This window comes from Sphingomonas sp. PAMC 26621, assembly GCF_000251145.1.
In the GTDB taxonomy this organism is placed as follows: Bacteria; Pseudomonadota; Alphaproteobacteria; order Sphingomonadales; family Sphingomonadaceae; genus Sphingomonas.
This window is the reverse complement of sequence record NZ_AIDW01000036.1, coordinates 94445-115464: the sequence shown is the minus strand read 5'-3', so window position 1 is coordinate 115464 and position 21020 is coordinate 94445. Positions and strand designations below refer to the sequence as shown.

General features: G+C 66.8%; 18 protein-coding genes, 1 tRNA gene and 1 pseudogene. 12 read left to right on the top strand and 8 right to left on the bottom strand.

The window, feature by feature from the left end; all coding sequences use genetic code 11:
* Positions 1-303: 303 nt before the first annotated feature.
* Both RI03_RS22835 and RI03_RS17085 read right to left on the bottom strand, forming a co-directional pair.
* On the bottom strand, positions 304-702 hold the full coding sequence (locus tag RI03_RS22835) for a sigma factor-like helix-turn-helix DNA-binding protein (RefSeq protein WP_081504246.1): 399 nt from the start codon (positions 700-702) through the stop codon (positions 304-306).
* Between the two features lie 820 nt (positions 703-1522).
* Positions 1523-1597 (bottom strand) — tRNA-Thr (locus RI03_RS17085).
* A gap of 68 nt (positions 1598-1665) precedes the next feature.
* Here RI03_RS17085 and RI03_RS24140 point away from each other — a divergent pair.
* Positions 1666-1803 carry a hypothetical protein gene (locus tag RI03_RS24140; RefSeq protein WP_170318391.1) on the top strand — a complete coding sequence of 46 codons (138 nt, stop codon included), beginning with the start codon at positions 1666-1668 and terminating at the stop codon, positions 1801-1803.
* On the opposite strand, the gene RI03_RS17080 is transcribed toward RI03_RS24140, so the two are convergent.
* Positions 1793-3586 (bottom strand): aminopeptidase P family protein, encoded by a 1794-nt coding sequence (locus RI03_RS17080; protein WP_010218818.1) that lies wholly within the window; start codon positions 3584-3586, stop codon positions 1793-1795. The genes RI03_RS24140 and RI03_RS17080 overlap by 11 nt on opposite strands.
* 236 nt (positions 3587-3822) lie before the next feature.
* Positions 3823-4869 (bottom strand): DUF4118 domain-containing protein, encoded by a 1047-nt coding sequence (locus RI03_RS17075; RefSeq protein WP_026046814.1) that lies wholly within the window; start codon positions 4867-4869, stop codon positions 3823-3825.
* Between the two features lie 244 nt (positions 4870-5113).
* Between RI03_RS17075 and RI03_RS17070 the strand changes: the two genes are divergently transcribed.
* The 4 genes and pseudogenes from RI03_RS17070 to RI03_RS17055 all read left to right on the top strand — a co-directional run bounded on the left by RI03_RS17070 (position 5114) and on the right by RI03_RS17055 (position 8974).
* Positions 5114-7207: a S9 family peptidase gene (locus RI03_RS17070; RefSeq protein WP_010218815.1), complete on the top strand. Its 2094-nt coding sequence runs from the start codon at positions 5114-5116 to the stop codon at positions 7205-7207.
* A 124-nt stretch (positions 7208-7331) separates the two neighbouring features.
* Positions 7332-7907 carry a DedA family protein gene (locus RI03_RS17065; protein WP_010218813.1) on the top strand — a complete coding sequence of 192 codons (576 nt, stop codon included), beginning with the start codon at positions 7332-7334 and terminating at the stop codon, positions 7905-7907.
* Positions 7904-8298, top strand: a pseudogene (locus tag RI03_RS17060) (acyl-CoA thioesterase). The gene RI03_RS17065 and the pseudogene RI03_RS17060 overlap by 4 nt, the downstream one beginning before the upstream one ends.
* 55 nt (positions 8299-8353) lie before the next feature.
* Positions 8354-8974, top strand: a complete 621-nt coding sequence (locus RI03_RS17055) for a YbhB/YbcL family Raf kinase inhibitor-like protein (protein WP_010218811.1) — start codon at positions 8354-8356, stop codon at positions 8972-8974.
* Between the two features lie 185 nt (positions 8975-9159).
* On the opposite strand, the gene ppc is transcribed toward RI03_RS17055, so the two are convergent.
* Genes ppc through RI03_RS17040 form a run of 3 tightly spaced genes read right to left on the bottom strand, consistent with a single transcriptional unit; the run spans position 9160 to position 12904 of the window.
* Positions 9160-11838: a phosphoenolpyruvate carboxylase gene (gene ppc / locus RI03_RS17050; protein ID WP_026046813.1), complete on the bottom strand. Its 2679-nt coding sequence runs from the start codon at positions 11836-11838 to the stop codon at positions 9160-9162.
* A 38-nt stretch (positions 11839-11876) separates the two neighbouring features.
* Positions 11877-12293 carry a calcium-binding protein gene (locus RI03_RS17045; RefSeq protein ID WP_238542426.1) on the bottom strand — a complete coding sequence of 139 codons (417 nt, stop codon included), beginning with the start codon at positions 12291-12293 and terminating at the stop codon, positions 11877-11879.
* 44 nt (positions 12294-12337) lie between these two features.
* A complete protein-coding gene (locus tag RI03_RS17040) occupies positions 12338-12904 on the bottom strand; it encodes an HNH endonuclease (RefSeq protein ID WP_010162002.1) in 567 nt (188 codons plus the stop codon).
* 186 nt (positions 12905-13090) lie between these two features.
* Between RI03_RS17040 and gluQRS the strand changes: the two genes are divergently transcribed.
* The 7 genes from gluQRS (at position 13091) to RI03_RS17005 (ending at position 18837) form a co-directional block, all read left to right on the top strand.
* A complete protein-coding gene (gluQRS, locus tag RI03_RS17035) occupies positions 13091-13969 on the top strand; it encodes a tRNA glutamyl-Q(34) synthetase GluQRS (protein WP_010218808.1) in 879 nt (292 codons plus the stop codon).
* A 9-nt stretch (positions 13970-13978) separates the two neighbouring features.
* Positions 13979-14221: a twin transmembrane helix small protein gene (locus tag RI03_RS17030; RefSeq protein WP_010218807.1), complete on the top strand. Its 243-nt coding sequence runs from the start codon at positions 13979-13981 to the stop codon at positions 14219-14221.
* 51 nt (positions 14222-14272) lie between these two features.
* A complete protein-coding gene (locus RI03_RS17025) occupies positions 14273-14857 on the top strand; it encodes a cob(I)yrinic acid a,c-diamide adenosyltransferase (protein ID WP_010218806.1) in 585 nt (194 codons plus the stop codon).
* A 71-nt stretch (positions 14858-14928) separates the two neighbouring features.
* On the top strand, positions 14929-16188 hold the full coding sequence (gene egtB, locus RI03_RS17020; protein ID WP_081504254.1) for an ergothioneine biosynthesis protein EgtB: 1260 nt from the start codon (positions 14929-14931) through the stop codon (positions 16186-16188).
* On the top strand, positions 16188-17165 hold the full coding sequence (egtD, locus tag RI03_RS17015; RefSeq protein ID WP_010218804.1) for an L-histidine N(alpha)-methyltransferase: 978 nt from the start codon (positions 16188-16190) through the stop codon (positions 17163-17165). Before egtB ends, egtD begins: the two co-directional genes overlap by 1 nt.
* Positions 17162-17929: a class I SAM-dependent methyltransferase gene (locus RI03_RS17010; RefSeq protein WP_010218802.1), complete on the top strand. Its 768-nt coding sequence runs from the start codon at positions 17162-17164 to the stop codon at positions 17927-17929. Before egtD ends, RI03_RS17010 begins: the two co-directional genes overlap by 4 nt.
* Before the next feature lie 38 nt (positions 17930-17967).
* Positions 17968-18837: a 3-hydroxyacyl-CoA dehydrogenase NAD-binding domain-containing protein gene (locus RI03_RS17005; protein ID WP_010218801.1), complete on the top strand. Its 870-nt coding sequence runs from the start codon at positions 17968-17970 to the stop codon at positions 18835-18837.
* Between the two features lie 105 nt (positions 18838-18942).
* On the opposite strand, the gene RI03_RS17000 is transcribed toward RI03_RS17005, so the two are convergent.
* A complete protein-coding gene (locus tag RI03_RS17000) occupies positions 18943-20802 on the bottom strand; it encodes a CocE/NonD family hydrolase (protein WP_010218800.1) in 1860 nt (619 codons plus the stop codon).
* Positions 20803-21020: the final 218 nt, after the last annotated feature.

The window sequence follows — 21020 nt, the reverse complement described above, 5'->3', positions numbered from 1 at the left end:
CTTACCAAAATACGAATCGGCCTACTCCATGCTCTTCGATTCTACGATTATCCCTTTAGCACATTGACTTAGACCGAACGGCATACGAGACTCTAACCGGCGATTTGCTTCCAACTGCTTCCAGTATGCTTCCAGTTCCCGAACTTTTGGCAGCCCGGCGATGGAGACGAAGATGGCAGCGACACGTCAGCGGATCAACAAAAGGCTCGTCGACCGTCTGGCTTCAGACGGCAGCGACCGCATAATCTGGGATCTCGATGTCCTCGGTTTCGGCGTGCGGATCTCCCCTGCCGGTCGAATCAGCTATGTTCTCCAATATCGCTTCGAAGGTCGGCAGCGTCGGTACAAGATCGGCATCAACGGGTCACGACGGGAAAGGATCGCAGTAAAGTCTGCGCATTCTGCAGAAGGTGAACGATCACCATCTTTGCGGCCTCGACGCGGCAGAAGATGAGGTGATACCCGTAGCCGTAGCGCACGGTCGATGACGGCCAACGCTCGCGCAATGGAGCGCTCCACTTTTTCAACGGAAAAGCCGCTGGCATCGGCAATCTCCGGATAGCCCATGTGATCGAGCCGGTGCGCGAGGAATATCTCCCGGTCCATTCGCGGAATCTGGAGCATCGCATACTCCAAGCGTTCCAAGCCCCCAGCATCCTCTGGGAGGCGATCCAACCCCAACAGGCCACGAAACCCCTTCACTGCCCTTCTCCTTCTCTAGCAGCGCAACCGGCGCCGGAATGGCGGGGTGAGCGGCAGGAGCGGACCGGCAGTCCCGGATAAGCGACGGGCTGCACCCGGAGGGCCGCAGCAAAGCGGAGGAGCCGGGCAAAGCCCGGCTTGCTGACCGTCGTGGCGGGACTAGAGGGGAGCGACGCTCACCCCGGCAATCCGTGTGCCGCAGGCACACGCCATCGCTGGCGTAGCCGCGATGTCCGCATGTTCGGTCGCAGGCCGAACCAGAGCGTCAATGATCGTGACCCGGAGGGCCGAGACGCAAAGCGGCTCGGCGGCGCGCAGCGCCGTAAAGCATGGCCGCGCGGCAGCGCGGGACGCCCGACCGCGCGTTTGAGCGCAGCAAGGTTAGAAAGAATCCGAAGGATTCTAAGTTAGCTCAGTTAGGGGGCGGGAAAACGCCATTTATCCCAAACGCTTAGTGCTGATTTCGGTTTTCGAAAGCACGAGCTTTCGGTTCTCGATAGCACGAGCCACCTGGTTTCCGATAGCACGAGCGTGGTCAACGGTTATCCACAGGCTCATCGCCGACGCGGGACATAGCGGCATTGGGGAATGCAGCGGGCGTGCCAGAGATGCGATTTTCCGTTGGCCAACGGCGAATCACTCATTTTGGACAGGACAGCCCGAGCCCCTGGGCACCTTTACTGTATAAAAATACACTGCGATTCGACGACGGAATTTGCGTTCAACTGCTTCCAGTACGCTTCCAGTTCGCCTCAACTTCGGCTTTTTCCCCGAACGGGCCCCCGAAGGGAAAGTTAAGTCATTGAGTTTTCGGAGAAACTGGTGCTGCCGGTGAGGATTGAACTCACGACCTCAGCCTTACCAAGGATGCGCTCTACCACTGAGCTACGGCAGCAATTCCACTTTGCAGCGGAAGCGGCGTAAGAGACGGCTGAGCAGCGAATGTCAAGGAGCACATGCACGATGGCCGACACAAAAGACGAAAAGACCAAACGGCTGGCAGCGGCGCTTCGCGAAAATCTGAAGCGGCGCAAGGCGCAGGCAAGGGCGGCGGAGCCCGTATCGACCGATTTGCCGCCGCCCGACGCCATCACGCGATAGGCGCGCATTTCTCCGCCAGCCACGCGCGTTCGTCGGCGTCGAACGCGGGGCTGAGCACGGCGAGCACCTCGGCGTGATAGGCGTCGAGCCAGGCGCGCTCGGCGGTGCTGAGCAGTTCCGGGAGAATCAGGCTGCGCTCGATCGGGCAGAAGGTCAGCGTCTCGAACCCGAGGAAGGGTGCGCCGTCCGAGAAGCTGCGCTCCTCCACCAGCACCAGATTCTCGATCCGGATGCCGTATTCCCCCGCCTTGTAATAGCCCGGCTCGTTCGAGAGGATCATGCCCGCGCGGAGCGGCTCGGCCGGGCCGCCGCCGGGATAGAAGGGCTGGGCGATTCGCGCCGGGCCTTCGTGGACCGACAGATACGCGCCGACGCCGTGGCCGGTGCCGTGCGCGTAATCGAGCCCGACCTGCCACAGCGGGCGCCGCGCGAAGCCGTCGAGCTGCCCGCCGGTCGTCCCCACCGGGAACACCGCGGTGGCGAGCGCGATGTGGCCCTGCAGCACACGCGTGAAACGATCGCGCATCTCCGCGGTCGGCGAGCCGATCGGCAGCACGCGCGTCACGTCGGTCGTGCCGTCGGCATATTGGCCGCCCGAATCGACCAGATAGAGCTGCCCCAGTTCGAGCGGCGCGTTCGATTCGGGGGTCGAATGGTAATGCGGGCTCGCGCCGTGCGCGCCGGTCGCCGAGATCGTGTCGAACGACGTGTCGAGCAACACGCCGGTCGCCTCGCGGAACTGCTGGAGCTTGGCGACGCAATCGAGCTCGGTCAGCCCGCCCTTGGGCGCTTCCGCCTCGACCCAGCGCAGGAACCGCGCGAGCGCTGCGCCGTCGCGCACCGAGGCGGCGCGGTGCCCGGCGATCTCGACCGGATTCTTGGTCGCCTTGGCGAGCAGCACGGGGTCGCGGCGCGGCAGCACGGTCGCGCCGCCGGCCTCGAGCGTGTCGAAGATCGCCGCGACCGCGCCGTTCGGGTCGGCGGCGATCGTCTTGCCGGCATGGCCGCGCAACGCCGCGGCGAAGGCGTCGCGCGGGTGGAGCCGGATCGCGTTGCCGAGATGCTGGCGGACCGCGTCGGTCAATTTGTCGGGCGCGATGAACAGGTCGGCGGTCCCGTCCGCCGCGACGATCGCATAAGCGAGCGCGACCGGGGTGTGCGCGACGTCGCGGCCCCGCACGTTGAGCAGCCACGCGATCGAATCGAGCGCGGTCAACACGACGGCATCCGCCTGCTCGGCGGCGATCCAGTCCGCGACCTGCGCGCGCTTGGCCGCCGACGTCGCGCCGGCCTGCGCGTCGTCCTGCACCGTCAGCGGGGCGGGCGAGGGCAGCGGGCGATCGGGCCAGACAGCGTCGACCGGGTTGGTATCGACCGCGACCAGCTCGGCACCGCGCGCCGCCAGCTCGGCGCGCGCTTCCTCGACCCAGGCGCGGGTGTGGAGCCACGGATCGTAGCCGATCCGCGCACCGTTCGCGGCATTGTCGCCGAGCCATGCCGCGACGCTCGTCTGCGGCACCGCGACGAACTGCCAGTCGTCCGCCGAGACCTGCTCGCGCACCTGCAGCGTGTAGCGCCCGTCCGTGAAGATCGCGGCTGCCTCGGGGAGGACGACCGCATTCCCGGCGGAGCCCTGGAACCCGGTCAACCAGGCAAGCCGTTGCGCATAGCCGCCGACATATTCGGACATATGCTCGTCGGTCAGCGGGACGACGAAGCCATCGAGCCGGTCGCGGCGGAGTTGGTCGCGCAGGGCAGCGAGGCGGGCGGCGTGGGTGGACATCGGCGAGGGCTTTCCGGCTGTGCTGGGTATTGAGCAGGCGAGAATAGGCCAGCCGGGAGCAGGTTGCGAGGGGAACCTCGGGGGCGGTGGCCGGCCCGTCGTCGAGACGCTCAGCCCGGTTGGGGGATACTTTCCCCCGCCGTCATGCTGAACGCGTTTCGGCATCCACCATGCTGCGGGCACGGACTGGATTTGGGCGGCGTGGACCCTGAAACGGGTCCAGGGTGACGCTGGCTTCAGAGTTCGCCGACCCGGTCGGGAATCGTCAGTACGCTGGTGGTGCCACCGCCGCTTGCGGGCAGCACGTCGAACGTGCCCTCGAGCTGCCGTGCGAGCGCAAGCGCGATCTTGAGGCCGAGGCTGGTGCTGCCCGCGACCGCGAAGCCTGCGGGCAGCCCCGCACCGTCATCGGTGATGCGCAGGATCACGCCACCCGAGCCATGGTCGAGCGCGATCCGGATCACCCCCGTCGCGCAATCGGCAAAGCCATGTTCGGTCGCATTGGCGACCGCCTCGGCAAGGATGAGCGCGAACGGGATGAGGGCATCGGGGTGCAGCACGATCCCGGGCGCGACCGCGACATCGTAGCGGATGCCGACGCGGCCGTCGGACTCGGCGAGATCGTTGACCAGCGCCTGCACGAACGCCGCGAGATCGGTATGCTTGCCGTCGATGTCGTACAATTGCCGCTGGATCCGCCCGATCAGCCCGATCCGCGCGGCGGCGTCGTCGAGCGCCCGCTTGGCCAGAGCATGGTCGACCCCGCGGCGGTGCAGCGTCAGTATCGCGCCGACCGTCTGGATGTTGTTCGAGACGCGGTGCTGGAGTTCGCGGAACAGCAGCTCGTTGCGTTCGGCCAGCCGCGCGCTGGTGTCGGCGAGCGCATGGCTGCGCTCGCGTTCGCGGCGCAGCCGGTGGTTGGCGTTCTGCATCCAGTGGACCAGCGTGATGTCCACCACCACAACCGCCACATAAAAACCAAGCGCGGTGGTCGTCCCCTGGCCGATATTGAAGCTGAAAAAGGGCGGGATGAAATAATACCACGCCATCAACCCGCAAAGGATCGCCGAAAGAATCCCCGGACCGCGCCCGAGCACGAAGGCGGACATGATGACCGCGGGGAAGAAGGTGAGAAACGGGAAGCCCGGCGGAAACCACGGGTCGAGCCCGCTGCGCAAGCCGCACGCGCCGACCGACAGCGCCGCCGCCAGCGTGTAGCGAACGATCGGCCGTGTCCCGAGCAGCGGGAGTTTTTCGAGGAACGTCGCGCGCCTATCGGGCATCGCGACCCGCCGCAGCACAGGAGACGGGCGATCGGCTGGGCTGGCTGATGAGCAACTCCTCGAGGCACTGGGGGACGGATCGGAGTGCTAGCACAATCCTGCGTCACCCCACAGGCCATGCCGGGCCGCATCGTTGCCCGATCGCAACCAAGACGTCGCCAACCCATGTCAACCGCAACCGGCTTGAGGGTCGTTCGGTTCGCAGGGCTTCGACAAGCCGCACCGGCATGCTTAAGAGACGGGAATGACCCAGAGCCCATCGCCCTCCACCCTCCCGACGCCCCCCGTTGCCGAGCAGCGTCCGCACAGCTTCACCGCGCACGGCATCACGATCGAAGACCCCTATGCGTGGATCAAGGACCCGGGCTATCCCGAGGTGACCGATCCCGACGTGCTGGCGTATCTGGCGGCGGAAAACGCCTATTTCGAAAGCGTGATGGCGCCGCATCGGCCGCTGGTCGACCGGCTGTACGAAGAGATGAAGGGGCGGATCAAGGAAGACGATTCGTCGGTCCCGCAGAAGGATGGCGACTGGGTCTACTGGACCGCGTTCGAGACCGGCGGGCAGTATCGCAAATGGTGGCGCCGCCCGGTCGCCGCGGGCGACGACAAGACGAAGGACGAACTGATCCTCGACGAGCCGGTGCTGGCGGAGGGCAAGGAATATTTCCGCCTGGGCGCCTTCTCGATCAGCAATGACGGGCGGCTGCTCGCCTATGCGATCGACGACAATGGCTCGGAGCGGTTCGAGATTCGCGTCAAGGATTTGACCACCGGCGAGCATCTGCCCGACGTGATCCCGGGCATGCTGTCCGAGATCGTCTGGACCGCGGACGACAAGGGCTTCCTCTACGGCCTCGCCAACGACCAGTGGCGCACCGACAATGCCCGGCTCCACTGGCTCGGCACGCCGATCGCGGACGATATCGAGCTGTTCAAGGAAGCGGACGAGGGCTTCCGCGTGGGCGTCAGCGAGACCAGCGACCGCAAGTGGATCGTGCTGTCGAGCGGCGACCATGTGACGAGCGAGATCTATCTGCTCCCCGCGACCGATCCGCTTGCGGCGCCGCTCTTGGTGTCGGCGCGTAAGGTGGGGCGCGAATATGACGTCGACATGCACGGCGACACGCTGTTCATCCACACCAACGACACCGACCCCAATTTCCGGCTGTGCACCGCGCACATTTCGGCACCGGGCGAATGGGTCGAGAAGATCGCGCCGTCGCGGCATTTCTACATGACCGGGATCGACTGTTTCCGCGACTTCTTCATCGTCGACGGGCGCGAGGACGGGCTCGATCAGATCGAGATCCACCGCTACGAGGACGGGATTGCGCCGCAGCGCATCCGTTTTCCCGAAGCAAGCTACGACGCGGGGCTCGGCAACAATCCCGAATATGCGATGGACGTGCTGCGCGTCGGCTATGAATCGATGGTCACGCCGGGGACCGAGTACGACTATGACGTCGCGACCGGCGAGTTGACCACGCTCAAGGTCCAGGAAATCCCGTCGGGGTATCAGGCCGCCAAATATCGCACCGAACGCCTCAAGATCACCGCACGCGACGGGACCGAGGTGCCGGTCTCGATCGTCTATCCCGCCGACTTCCCGAAGGACGGGTCGCGGCCGTTGTTCCTTTATGCCTACGGTGCGTACGGCTATGCGATCCCGCCGGGTTTCTCGACTGGGCGGCTGTCGCTGCTCGATCGCGGTTTTGCCTATGCGATTGCGCATATCCGCGGCGGGGACGATCTCGGCCAGCAATGGTATCTCGACGGCAAGCTCGAGAAGCGCGCCAACACGTTCAACGATTTCGTCGATGTCGCGAAGGTGCTCGTCGCGGACGGCTGGACCGCGGCGGGCAAGATCGCGATCGCGGGTCGTTCGGCGGGCGGCGAGTTGATGGGCGCGGTGGTCAATTCCGATCCCGAACTGTGGGGCGCGGTGATCGCGGACGTGCCGTTCGTCGACGTGCTCAACACGATGATGGACGCCGAGCTGCCGCTGACACCGGGCGAATGGCCCGAATGGGGCAATCCGATCGAGGACAAGGCGGCGTTCGAGCTGATCCGCGGCTATTCGCCGTACGATCAGGTGACCGCGCAGGCCTATCCGCCGATGTTCATCTCGGGCGGGCTCAACGATCCGCGCGTGACCTATTGGGAGCCCGCGAAATGGGGTGCCAAGCTGCGGAGCGTCAAGACCGACGACAACGTGCTGCTGCTCAAGACCAACATGGGCGCGGGGCATGGCGGCAAGTCGGGGCGGTTCGAATCGCTGCGCGAGGGTGCGGAGGAACATGCGTTCGTGCTGTGGCAGCTCGGCATCGAGGGGTAAGCGAGACGACCGTTGCCCGTTTTCCCGCGAAGGCGGGAACCCAGGGTAACGGGCGCGGCGCGCTTTGCTCTGGGCCCCGGCCTTCGCCGGGGAACATCGGGGCGCGAACGGATTTAAGCCGCGCATGACGATCGAATCCATCATTCAGCATTACGGCCTCATCGCCTTGTTCGCAGGCGCCGGGATCGAAGGCGAGACCGTCGTCGTCGCGGGCGGGCTGCTCGCGCACAAGGGGCTATTCCCTTTGCCCGGCGCGATGGCGTCGGCGGCGGCGGGGTCGTTCGTCGCGGACCAGATCTTCTTCTCGCTCGGCCGCTGGTTCCGCGACAAGCCGTGGGTTCGGCGTGCGCGCGAGAAGCCGATCTTCGAGCGCGCGCTGGGGCTGCTCGAACGCTATCCGATCGGGTTCATCTTCGCCTTCCGCTTCATCTACGGCTTCCGCACGATCAGCCCGATCGCGATCGGGACGACCAAGGTCTCGACCAAATTGTTCGTCGTGATCAACCTGGTCGCGGCGATCGTCTGGGGGATCGTTTTCACCGGGATCGGCTATCTGTTCGGGCACAGTTTCGAGAAACTGATCGAGCGGTTCCTTCCGGACAAGCATGCAATCCTGATCGTCGGCGGCGTGATCGTCGCGATCGCGGTGCTGCTCGGCCTCTGGCATTGGTGGCGTAGCCGGCGCACACAGGCGGCATGACGCGCTTCACGCTTTCGATCACCGCGACGCCCGACGACATCGCGAACTGGGCCACGTCAACAATGCGGTGTGGGTCCGCTGGATCCAGCAGATCGCGGTCGCGCATTGGGAAGCGGTCGCGCCGCCAGAGCAGCAGGCGGCCTATGTCTGGGTCGTGACGCGGCACGAGATCGATTATCGCGGCAACGTCGCGGCAGGCGAGACGGTGACCGGCGAGACGTGGGTTCCGGCGCCGCCGACCGGCGCTCGGTTCGACCGGCATGTCCGCTTCCTCGGCGCGGACGGAAAAGTGAAGGTGCAGGCGGTGACGACCTGGGCGCTGATCGACCGCGCGACCGGGCGGTTGCTGCGGGTGCGGGACGACATCGCCGCGCCGTTTTTATCCGCCTGACGGAACCGCTTGGGGCCGCGGGGGCTTGAAGCTCCAGGTTTCAAGGATTGACGCGATGCTCGAACATCTCCCCCACTGGCTCGGTGCCGCTTTGCACAACGTCCGCGCGGGTGCGGACAAGCTGATCATCGCGGAGCCGGTGCTCGGCCGTGATTATGCGACGATCGAAGTGACCAGTCCGGCGTTCGCGAACGAAGGGCGCATTCCTCCGCGCTTTACCGCCGACGGCGACGGCGTCTCGCCGCCGCTGACCTGGGGCGCGGTGCCGGCGGGGACGCTGAGTGTCGCGCTGGTGGTCGAGGATGCCGATTCACCGACGCCCGCGCCCTTGGTCCACGCGATCCTGTGGGGCTTGCCAGCCGACGCCGGACGCATCGACGAAGGTGCGATCGTCGCCGACGCGCATCCCGATGGCAGCGGGGTAGGGCGCAACTCCTATCTCTCGCAGGGCTGGCTCGCGCCCGATCCGCCCACCGGGCATGGCGACCATCGCTATGTCTTCCAGGTGTTCGCGCTCGATTGCGTGGCGGAGGATCTTGGCGACGGACCGGGGCGTGGTGCGGTGCTCAACGCGATCGCGGGGCATGTGATTGGCGCAGGCGTGCTGGTCGGACTGTATTCGCGGGGCGAACCTGCCGGTGTGGTGCCGGACGATGGCGCGCCGGTCATCGCCTGACGCTTCACGCGGGGTGGGAAATCGCGTTATCCCCCCCTTACCTCCCCGGCGAAGGCCGGGGCCCAGTAGTGAGACCGGCGTTGCAGGCGTGCGCGCGTCGTTACCTCGACCACCGCAACTGGGCCCCGGCCTCCGCCGGGGCAGCATAAATGGGAAAGTAGAAACAGGGTGAGGGGACGCAACCCTTACCCGCTGTTGCGCAAGGCCGTCGCGATCGCGTTGATCGATAGCAGGATGCCTTCGCCGATCCGTTCGTCCGCATCGCCTGCACGCCGCCGCTTGATCAGCTCGATCTGCAACAGGTTGAGCGGCTCGATATAGGGCAGCCGCAACCGGATCGACGTCTCGAGCGCGGGATGCGCCTCCAACAGGCGCGACTGTCCCGTCACCGTCAACAGCCCGTCATGCGCCTGCCGCCACCCCGCCTCGATCCGCGGGAAGATCGCGTCTGCGAGGCCGCGGTCCTCGACCAGCGCGGCATAGCGCGCGGCGATCGCCATGTCGGACTTGGCAATGACCTGCTCCATGTTCGCCAGCGTCGCCGCGAAGAACGGCCAGCCCTGCGCCATGTCGCGGAGCAACCCCTTGTCCTCGAACGAGTCGAGCGCCTGCCCGACGCCATACCAGCCCGGCAGCATCACGCGTGCCTGCGCCCAGCTGAACACCCAGGGGATCGCGCGCAGATCCTCGATCCGGTCGCTCTTGGTCCGGCTCGCGGGGCGCGAGCCGATCTTGAGGCCCGAGATTTCCGCGATCGGGGTCATTTCGCGGAAGAAGGTGCGGAACCCCTCGGTGCCGTAGACGAGGCCACGATACGCCTCGAACGCGCTTGCCGAGAGCCGGTCCATCGCCTCGGCAAACCGCTGCGTGTCCGCCGCGGACAGCTGATCGGGCTCGAGGCTGGCGAGCAAGGTTGCCGACGCCATCGCCTCGAGATTGGTCATCGCACTGTCGCGCGTGCCATATTTGCCCGCGATCACTTCGCCCTGTTCGGTGATGCGGATTCGCCCCTGCACCGTGCCGAACGGCTGCGCGCGGATCGCCGCGAACGCCGACCCGCCGCCGCGCCCGACCGCGCCGCCGCGTCCGTGGAACAGTTGCATGCCGACGCCTGCGTCCGCGAACACGCTTTTCAGCGCGGTCGACGCCTTGGACAGGCTCCAGGTCGAGGTGAGATAGCCGCCGTCCTTGTTCGAGTCCGAATAGCCGATCATCACTTCCTGATAGCCGCGCGTGGCGGTGACGCCGCGGACCTCGGGGAGCGCGAACCATTCGCTCATGATCTCGGGCGCGGCTTCCAGATCGCCGATCGTCTCGAACAGCGGCACCGCCATGATCGCGGCGGACGGGGTATCCCCCTGCGGGCGATACAGCCCGACTTCCTTGAGCAACACGTTGAGTTCGAGCAGATCGGATACCGATTGCGCCATCGACACGATGTGCTGGACGATGCACGCCGGCCCATAGGTCGCGTGCGCGGTGGCGGCGGCGCGCAGGATCGCGAGTTCGGATTGCGTCTCGTCCGAATAGTCTGCGAACGCGCTCCCCAGCGGTCGGGCGTTCGACAGTTCGTGGCGGAGCAGCGACACGCGCTGCGATTCGCCGAGCGCGAGGTAATCGTCCTCGACCCCAGCGACCTTGAGCAGTTCGGCCACGACGCGCTCCAGCACCGCGCTGTTCTGCCGCAAATCAAGCGTCGCGAGGTGGAAACCGAACGTCTCGACCGCGCGGATCAGCCGCCCGAGCGCGCCACCCGACGACAAGGTCCCGCCGCCGCCCGCGGCAAGCGCGCGCGCGATGACGACGAGATCGGCGCGGAACGCCTGCGGATCGGCGTAGCGGTCGCCCTTGAGCGGGCCGGGACGCGGCGCGGGCTTGCCCGTCAGCGCGAGATGCGTCGCGGCAAGGCGCGCGTAGATCCCCGACAGCGCACGGCGATACGGTTCGTCGCTGCGGCTCTCCGCGCCATCGCCACTTGCGTCGGCGAGCGCCACGACCGCACTATCCGCGGGGGTGAGATCGGTCGAGATCGACAGCTCCGCGCCAAGCGCATGGACCGCATCGAGATAATAGACGAGCACCGCCTCGCTCGCCTTGCCGAGCGCGGCGCGCAGGCTGTCGGCGGTGACGAACGGATTGCCGTCGCGGTCGCCACCGATCCAGCTCCCGGGCTTGAGGAAACCGGGGGTGCGTTCGCCGAGCGCGCGGTCCCAGCGCTGGTACAGCGCAGGCAGGGCGGGGAGGAAGACGTCGCGCAGGTAGCTGAGCGCGGTCTCTACCTCGTCGGTAACGTAAAGCCGCTCGCGCCGGAGCACGCGCGTCTGCCACAGAAGCGCGATCTGGCGGAGGATCGCTTCCTCGATATCGTCGCCTTCGGGGGTCGCGGTCGCGCCGCCGTCGCGCAGCAGCATCAGCGCGGCGATGCGGTTGCGATGGTCGATCATCGACTTGCGCCGCACTTCGGTCGGGTGCGCGGTCAGCACCGGGGCGAGCAGCGCGTTCTGGAGCAAGGCGATCGCCTGCGGCTTGTCGATCCCTTCCTGGGCGAGCCGGTCGAGCGCCGAGGCGAGATCCGCGCCGCCGTCCGCGGTCACGCCCTGCCTGTCCTCCGCAAGGTTGGCGAGCATCGAGAACAGCATGAACCCGCGGACGAAATCGAGCGTCTCGTCGAGATCGAGCCGGTCGAGCTCGAGATCGACCCCGTCCTGTTCGCCCGCGCCGCGATGCCGTTCGACCGAGGCGGTGCGGATCGCTTCGGTGCGTTCGTACAGCGCGTCGCCGCCATAGGCGCGGATCACGTCGCCGAGCAATTTGCCCAGGAAGCGGATGTCGGGATTGTTGGTAATCGAGGGGAGGTCAGCCATGTGCGGATGCTGCAACGCAACACCCGCGCGGTCAACCGTCACTGGACCGTCGTCGCAGGCGGAATCGTCTTTGGCGTCGGGGTCGCTGCGGCGGCGGCGCGCGCGGCGTCCTGTTCCTTGTTGGTCACCATCTTGTCGCCATTGGCGTCGGCCTTGTCGAATCGCGCCAGCCCGTGTGCGATGAATTCGTCATGGCTGATCGCGCCGTCCTGATCGACATCAGCGCCCGCGATCCGGTCCGCCCGGGTGTTGCCAAGCTCGACGCGGGTCAGCCGCCGGTCGCCGTCGACGTCGCGGTCGGCGAAGCGCTTTTCGAGCCAGGCGCGGACTTCCTCGCGCTTCACCAGCGTCGGCGGGACGAAATCGGCAAGCGCGTCGTCGCCGGGCGTCGAGCGGTTGCACCCCGTCGTCGTCAGTAGAAGCGTGGCCAGGCTTGTCATCAACATACGCTGCATCGTCGTCTCCCGTACCGAGGGGCTCGGCGAATATGCGATGCCCGTCAAGCTTCGAGCTCAACGTCCCAATAGAGCCAGTCGTGCCACGTATCGTGTAGGAAATTCGGCGGATAGCGCCGGCCATGTTCCTGCAACTGCCAGCTCGTCGGCCGGATCGCGTCGATATGGAGCGGCATGCCCGCCTGTTTGGGCGTCCGCCCGCCCTTCTTGAGGTTGCACGGCGAACAGGCGGTCGCGACATTCTCCCACGTCGTCCGTCCGCCCTGCGCGCGTGGGACGATGTGGTCGAAGGTCAGTTCGTGGCCCGCACCGCAATATTGGCACGTGAACTTGTCGCGCAGGAACAGGTTGAATCGCGTGAAGGCGGGGAAGGCGCTCGGCCGGACATATTGCTTGAGCGCGATGACCGAAGGCAGCTTGATGCGTTGGGTGGGGCTGCGCACCTCGCGCTCATATTCCGCGACGATGTCGACCCGGTCGAGGAACACCGCCTTGATCGCGGTCTGCCACGGCCAGACCGAAAGCGGATAATAGCTGAGCGGGGTGTAATCCGCGTTGAGCACGAGCGCGGGACAGCCATCGGGGTGGCGGATGAGATCGGGATGGTACATGCGAGCCCCCCTATTCCTCAGTCGAGTGGCACTTCCTGCGCGGCTTCTTGCCGTTTAGGATGACGCTGTGATGACAGCGACGCCCTTCGTTAACAAGTTCAGCACAGCGCCCGACTCGCGGTCAAGGGGGAGCGTGCCGATTTGCAACCAAGGATCGACCCCGACGCAGCGGTTTGGGCCCCGAACATGAGCGCGCCGACGACCAGTCGTTTCGCCCCCAGCCCGACCGGGCGGCTGCATCTTGGCCACGCTTTTTCCGCGATCCAGGCGCACGATCGGGCGCGTTCCGCGGGCGGGCGGTTCCTGCTGCGGATCGAGGATATCGACGGCACGCGCAGCCGGCCCGAGCATGTCGACGCGATCCTCGCCGACCTGCGCTGGCTCGGGGTGGAATGGGACGGGCCGGTGCTGTTCCAGTCGGCGCGGCTCGACGTCTATGCCGGTGCGCTCGAACGGTTGCGCGGGATGGCGCTGCTCTACCCGTGCTTCTGCACCCGCGCCGAAATCGCCGCGAGCCTGTCCGCGCCGCATGGCCTGGAGGCGGTCTATCCCGGAACGTGCCGCCACCTCGACCCCGCCGATCGCGCGGCGCGGATCGACGCGGGCGTCGCGCATGCATGGCGGATCGACATGACGGCGGCAGCGGAACGTGCCGGACCGCTCGAATGGACCGACGAGATCGCGGGCGACGTGGTTGCGTACCCCGAGCGGCACGGCGATGTCGTCCTCGCGCGCAAGGATGCGCCCGCGAGCTATCATCTCGCGGTGACGGTGGACGATGCCGCGCAGGGCGTGACGCATGTGGTGCGCGGGGTCGACCTGTTCGCGGCGACCGACGTGCACCGGTTGCTGCAGGCGCTGCTCGGGCTGCCGACTCCGGCCTATCGGCATCACCAATTGCTGACCGACGCGGACGGCGCGCGACTCGCCAAGCGCAACGATTCGCCGACCCTGGAACGCTTGCGCCTGCGCGGCGACGACGGGCACGCGCTGGCGGCGCTGTTGCGGGCGGGGCGGCTGCCCTCGGACATTCTGACCACTGGCTTTCTGGCGGCAAGCGCCTAAGTTGAGGGCATGAGCACTTTCCTGACAATCCTGCTGATTGCGGCGATGATCGCCACGGTCGTCGTCCTCGTCCGAGGACTGGTCGTTTTCCTGCTCGGCGCAAGCCAGCAGGCGCGCGACGGGACGGGGAGTGCGGACGGTGTCAGCCCGTCGGCGGTTAAGTCGAACAAGATGATGCAGTATCGCATCATGTTCCAGGCGGTCGCGATTTTCATTGTCGTGCTGCTGATGTGGCTCGCAGGCAAGAGCTGAGCCTGCCATACAACCGCCGGTCCGGGGCAGGACCGGACCTGGGGACGAAATTTGGTCAAGCTCAATCGTATCTACACGCGCACCGGCGACGATGGATCGACCGGGCTGGTCGATGGCTCGCGCGTCGCCAAGGATGACGCGCGGATGGCCGCGATCGGCGATGTCGACGAGTCGAACAGCCTGATCGGTGTCGCCGCAGTGGCGTTGAAGGACGCCGGCGTGTCGGTGTTCTGGCTCGTCGCGCTGCTCGAACGCGTCCAGAACGACCTGTTCGATCTCGGCGCAGATCTCGCGACTCCGGGCGAGGATTTCGCGCCGTCGGAAATGGTGCTGCGGATCGTCGCGGCGCAGGTCGAGCGGCTCGAAACCGAAATCGACCGGATGAACGCCGACCTCGCGCCGCTGACGAGCTTCATCCTCCCCGGCGGAACGCGCGGTGCGGCGGCGTTGCACGTCGCGCGCGCGACCGTCCGGCGGGCGGAGCGGACCGCGGTCGGCGCGGCGCGGCACGTCGCGCTCAATCCGTTGGCGCTCGCCTATCTCAACAGATTGTCTGATTATCTATTCGTTGCCGCGCGGGTGGTGAACCAAAATGCCGGTGGCGACGTTTTGTGGCGACCGGGTGCAACCCGCTGATACGGTTCAGCGGGGGATAGCCCCGAAGATCTCCCCCGGTGGGGCAGAAGACTTCCGGAACGGACGAGGCGATGGCGACACGGACTGCCCCCAGGACTGACGCCTCCGCGCTCTCTGCGCGTTTCCAGGCGGTGCGCGACCTGACCGTCGCGCTGGTCGCGCCGCTGTCGGACGCGGATGCGACCGCGCAGTCGATGGACGACGCGTCGCCCGCCAAATGGCATCTGGCGCATACGAGCTGGTTCCTCGAAACCTTCATCCTGCGCGACTTCGTCAGCGGCTACCGGCTGTACGACGAACGCTTCCCGTTCCTGTTCAACAGCTATTACGAGGCCGAGGGACAGCGGCACGCGCGCAACCGGCGCGGGATGGTGACCCGTCCGGCGCTCGATGAAGTGCTGGCTTATCGCGCGCACGTCGATGCGGAGGTGCTCGCCGCGCTCCCCGACTTGCCCGAGGCGGCGCAGGAGCTGATCGCGCTGGGGTGCCATCATGAGGAGCAGCATCAGGAGCTGCTCGTCACCGACATCCTGCACCTGATGGCGCAGAATCCGGTCGAGCCCGCGGTCTGGCCCGCCGCGCGCAAGGTGCCGGTGGAGATGCCCCGCCCGGCGGGCTGGATCGAGCATGCCGCCGGGATCGTCGAAATCGGCCATGACGGCGACGGGTTTGCGTTCGATTGCGAGGGGCCGCGGCACCAGACGCTGCTCGGTGCCCACGCGATCGCGGATCGCACCGTGACCAACGGCGAATGGGCAGCCTTCATCGCGGATGGCGGATATACCGAGCCGCGCCACTGGCTGTCCGACGGCTGGGCGTGGGTGAAGCGCGAGCGGATCGTCGCGCCGCTGTATTGGGAGCAGCGCGACGGAGCGTGGACTCGCTTTGGGCTCGACGGCCGCCGCGCGATCGATCCGGCGGCGCCCGTGACTCACGTCAGCTTCTTCGAGGCGGACGCCTATGCGAGCTGGGCGGGTGCGCGACTGCCGACTGAGGCGGAGTGGGAAGCGGCTGCTGCCGGTCACGATCCGCTTGGCGGCAACCAGCTCGACACCGCCGGTGCGGTCGAGCCGCGGCCGTCGACGGGCGGCCCGGCCTTCTTCGGCGACGTGTGGGAATGGACCGGGAGCGCCTACCGCCCGTACCCGGGGTTTCGCGCGGTCGAGGGTGCGGTCGGCGAGTATAATGGCAAGTTCATGAGCGGGCAGTGTGTCCTCCGCGGCGGATCCTGCGCGACCCCGCGCGGCCATGCGCGCGCCTCGTACCGCAATTTCTTCTATCCCCATCAACGCTGGCAGTTCACCGGCGTCCGGCTCGCCAAGGATCTGTAATGCTGAAACCCGAAATCGAGGATGGGCAGGCCAGCCTCGCCGACCCCGCCTTCCGCAACGACGTACTGCGCGGCTTCGGCTTGCGCCCGCGCGCGATCCCGGCCCGCTGGTTCTACGACCGGCGCGGGTCGGAGTTGTTCGAGAAGATCACCGATCTGCCCGAATATTATCCGACGCGGACCGAGACCGCGATCCTGCGCGCGTGCTGTGGCGACGTGGCACGGATTGCGGGCAAGGGCCGCGCGGTGGTCGAGTTCGGTTCGGGCTCGTCGACCAAGACGCCGATCCTGCTCGAAGCGGTCGACCCGGCGGCTTACGTGCCGATCGATATCTCGGGCGATTTCCTGCGCGAATCCTCGGCGGTGCTGGCGAATGCCTTCCCCGCATTGTCGGTTCTCCCGGTCGAGGCGGATTTCATGCACCCGATCGCGCTGCCCGCGCAGGTTGCCGACACGCCCAAGCTCGGGTTCTTCCCGGGCTCGACGATCGGCAACATGATCCCGCATTCGAGTACCGATCTGCTGCGCGCGATGAAGAAGTCGCTCGGCGAAGGCGCGATGCTGTTGATCGGGATGGACCGGATCAAGGACCAGGCGACGCTGGAAGCCGCCTATGACGATGCGCAGGGGGTGACCGCGGCGTTCAACCTCAACCTGCTCGAACGGATCAACCGCGAGCTGGGCGCGACGATCCCACTCGACGCCTTCCGCCACCGCGCGATCTGGAACGACGATCGCGCGCGGATCGAGATGCATCTCGAGGCGACTCGCGACGTGACCTTCACGATCGAGGGCCGGCCGTTCGACATGGCGGCGGGCGAGACGATCCACACCGAGAACAGCCACAAGTTCGGCGCGCGCGACGCGCGGATCCTGCTGCGCGCGGGCGGATGGACGCCGGTCGGCGAATGGACCGACCCCGAGGGGCGGTTCGCGGTGATCCTCGCCGAGGCACAGCCCGCCCGCCTCGCGCCGTGACACCGCTGCATCCGGTCGCGGCGACCGGGTTCGACCGGGCGGCAGGCGTCTATGCGACGAGCCGCCCGGGCTATCCCGGTGCGATCGTGGACTGGATGCGGGACCGGCTAGGCATAGCGCCGGGCCGGACGGTGCTCGAGCTCGGTGCAGGGACGGGCAAGTTCACAGCGTCGCTGGTCAGGACCGGGGCGGATATCCTCGCCCTCGAACCGATCGCGGCCATGCTCGACCACCTCGTCGCCGACTTTCCTGAGGTGCGTCCACTGGTCGGGCAGGCTGAGGCAATCCCGCTGCCCGATGAAAGCGTTGATGCGGTGGTCTGCGCGACCGCGTTCCACTGGTTCGCGACCCCCGCCGTAATGGCAGAGATCCGGCGGGTGCTGAAGGTTGGCGGGACGCTCGGGCTGGTGTGGAACCTGCGCGACGAGGCGGTCGGCTGGGTCAAGCAGCTGTCGGTGCTGACCAACGCGCATCAGGGCACCGCCCTGCGCGAACGGGCCGATGCGTGGCGCGACGTCTTTCCTGCGGAGGGCTTTTCTTCGCTCGAAGAAAGCGAATGGGCTTACGCGCACCATGGTACGGTGGAGGATGTCGTGGTCGGGCGCACGCTGTCGACCAGCTTCATCGCCACCTTGCCCGCGGCGGCGCGCGCCGAGGTGGTCGCGCAGGTCCGCGACTTGATTACCGCGACGCCCGCGCTTCAGCACAATCCGGTCGCTTTTCCCTATGTCACCAAGGGCTATGATTGCCGCCGCATCGCCTGATCCCTAAGGCTGCGGCAAAACGCAGCAAAGGACAGGATATGCAGACGGTAGGTGTCATCGGCGCGGGCCAGATGGGTGCGGGGATCGCACAGGTTGCGGCGCAGGCGGGGTTCCACGTGCTGCTCAGCGACGTGTCGAAGGACCGTGCGGACGCAGGCAAGGCGGGGATCGCCAAGGCGCTCGACCGTCTCGTCACCAAGGAGAAGATGACTGCAGAGGCGCGCGATGCGGCGCTTGGCCTGATCGAGCCGGTCGAGGGATTGTCCGCGATGGCACCGGCGTTCCTCGTGATCGAGGCGGCGACCGAGCGCGAGGAGATCAAGCGCGCGATCTTCGCCGAGGTCGGCAAGGTGCTCGCCAGCGATGCGATCCTCGCGTCGAACACTTCGTCGATCCCGATCACGCGGCTGGCGCAGGCATCGCCCGATCCGGCGCGGTTCATGGGCGTCCACTTCTTCAACCCGGTTCCCGTGATGGGGCTGATCGAGCTGATCCGCGGCCTCGCCACGTCCGACGCGACGGTGGCCGCGGTCGAGGCGTTCGGGCGCAAGCTCGGCAAGGAGATCGTCCACGCCAATGATGCGCCGGGGTTCATCGTCAACCGCGTGCTGATGCCGATGCTCAACGAAGCGTGTTTCGCTTTGGGCGAGGGCGTGGCGACGGTGCGCGATATCGACGTCGCGTGCCAGCTCGGGCTCAACCATCCGATGGGGCCGCTGACGCTCGCCGATTTCATCGGGCTTGATACGTGTCTCGAGATCACGCGCGTCCTGTTCGAGGGGACGGGCGATCCCAAGTTCCGGCCCGCGCCGCTGCTGGTGAAGTACGTCGAGGCGGGGTGGTTCGGCCGCAAGACCAAGCGCGGGTTCTATGATTATTCGGGCGCGGAGCCCGTGCCGACGCGGTAACGGTCCTGGGCTCTGGCGCAGGCCGGAGCCCAGGGTTATTGAGCGCGGCGTTCGTAACCCTGGGTTCCCGCTTTCGCGGGAAAACGCCCGGAAGGGCAGGGACGCCTAGGGCCGCATCACCGGCAGCACCAGCTTGGATCCGGCGCATACCGTCTGCGTCGCGCTCTTGAAATCCGCAGGCTTCGCGCGCGCGATGTTGGGGACGAAGGTCTGCGGGTTGCGGTCGATCACCGGGAACCAGCTCGACTGGACCTGCACCATCAGGCGGTGGCCCTTGAGGAAGACATGGTCGTGCTCACGTAACGGCACGTCCCAGCGCATCACCTTGCCGGGCACGAGCGGCTGCGGCGCGGTGTCGCTTGCGAGGAAACGCCCGCGGCGGACGTCCATCGCGATCGGCAACTGATAGCCGTTGAGCGAGCGGGCATAGTCGCCGGGCTTGGGGCGGCCGGTCGGCTTCGCGGCATCTTCGGGATAGACGTCGATCAGCTTGACGACGAAATCGCCGTCGGTCCCGGTGGTCGCTGCAGCGAGTTCAGCGGCGACATGCCCGGTCACGGTCAGGTCTGCGTCGAGCGGCGCGCTGGTGTAGCTGAGCACATCGGGCCGCCCCTGCACGAACCGCTGGTCCGCCGCCTCCCACCACTGCCAGTCGGGGGACAGATAGGTCCCCGACATCGGGCGCTGCCGGAACGGCACCGGGTTGGCCGGGTCGGACACATAGGCGCGACACGCTTCCCCCGCGGCGGGGGCGGTGAACGACAGCGAGCCGTCGGCGTGGAGAAAGAGATCGGTCGGCTTCACCCCCGCGACCGGCCAGGCTCCGTAGCTTTTCCACGTCCATGAGCCGCTCTGGAAGCTCTTGATCCCGGTGGTCGGACGCGTGCCCGTGCCGTGGAGCCAATAAGCGAAGAACGGTGCCTGGACCTGCTCCTGGAACTGCAGCCCGCTCGGCACGCCGTACGGGATCGGCCCGAGCGAATCGGTCGGGCGCTGCCACCAGCCGTGCGCCCACGGCCCCGCGACCATCGTCGCGAGATGATCGGGGTCGTTCTGCGCCTGCTTGAAGTAGATCTGCCACGAACCCCAGGGGTCCTCCTGGTCCCAATAGCCCGCGACGTTGAGGGTCGGCACCGTCGTCCGGCCGAGCCGGTCGCTCCAGCGCTGGTCGGTGTAGAAGGCGTCGTGGTTCGGATGGTCGAGCAAGGCGGTGAACATCGGCACCTTGCCCTTGAAATGCTGACGGTCGATCTCTTCGACCGAACCCGCTTTCAGGAACCAGTCGTAGGTATCGTAGCGGTCGTAGACGAAGGTCGTGTCCTGCGTCTTGTCGAGCTGGAGCATCGCCAGCCAGTCGGTCGCATAGCTCAGCCGCAGCGCACCGTTGCGGTGGAGATCGTCCGACTGCCAGCAATCGATCCACGCCGCCTGCGGGCTGACCGCCTTGAGCGCGGGATGCGGCCCGATCAGCGCGATCGCGGCGGCGAAACCGGGGTAGGAGACGCCCCACATCCCCACCTTGCCGCTGTTGCCCGTCACATGCTTCACCAGCCAGTCGATGCTGTCATAGGCGTCGGTCGATTCGTCGGTCGCCTTGCGGTCGCCCGGGTGGACCGCGGTCGACAGCGTGAACACGCCGTCCGACTTGAACCGCCCGCGCATCGACTGGATGACGTAGATATACCCGTCCTTGTCGAGCGCGACCTGATTGTCGGGGACGCTGTCGGGCGCGGCATCGGGGACGCCATAAGGGGTCCGCTGGAACAGGATCGGAAGCGGACCAGTCCGCCCGCGCGGACGCAGGATAACGGTCTGCAGCCGTGCGCCGTCGCGCATCGGGACCATCACTTCTTCGAAGGTGTAGGGGAATTGCGGGGTGATTGCGGGCGCCTGGACCGGGTTGGCCGCAATCGGCACGGACAGACTCGCGGTCGTCAGCGCGAGAAGTATCGCAAGCCTCTTCATAATGCCCCCCATCCGTCACCCCGGCGCTGTGCCGGGGGCGACCGTGCCACCGATTCCCTGTGACGAGTGTGCGGCACGGTGGATGCCGGGACAAGCCCGGCATGACGATAGGGGATTTGCGGGAGTGCAAGCACGCTGACAGAGGCTTAGGACTCCCCTCCCCTTCAGGGGAGGGGCTGGGGGTGGGGCCGTGCCTCGCAGAGAGCGTGTTCTGCTGC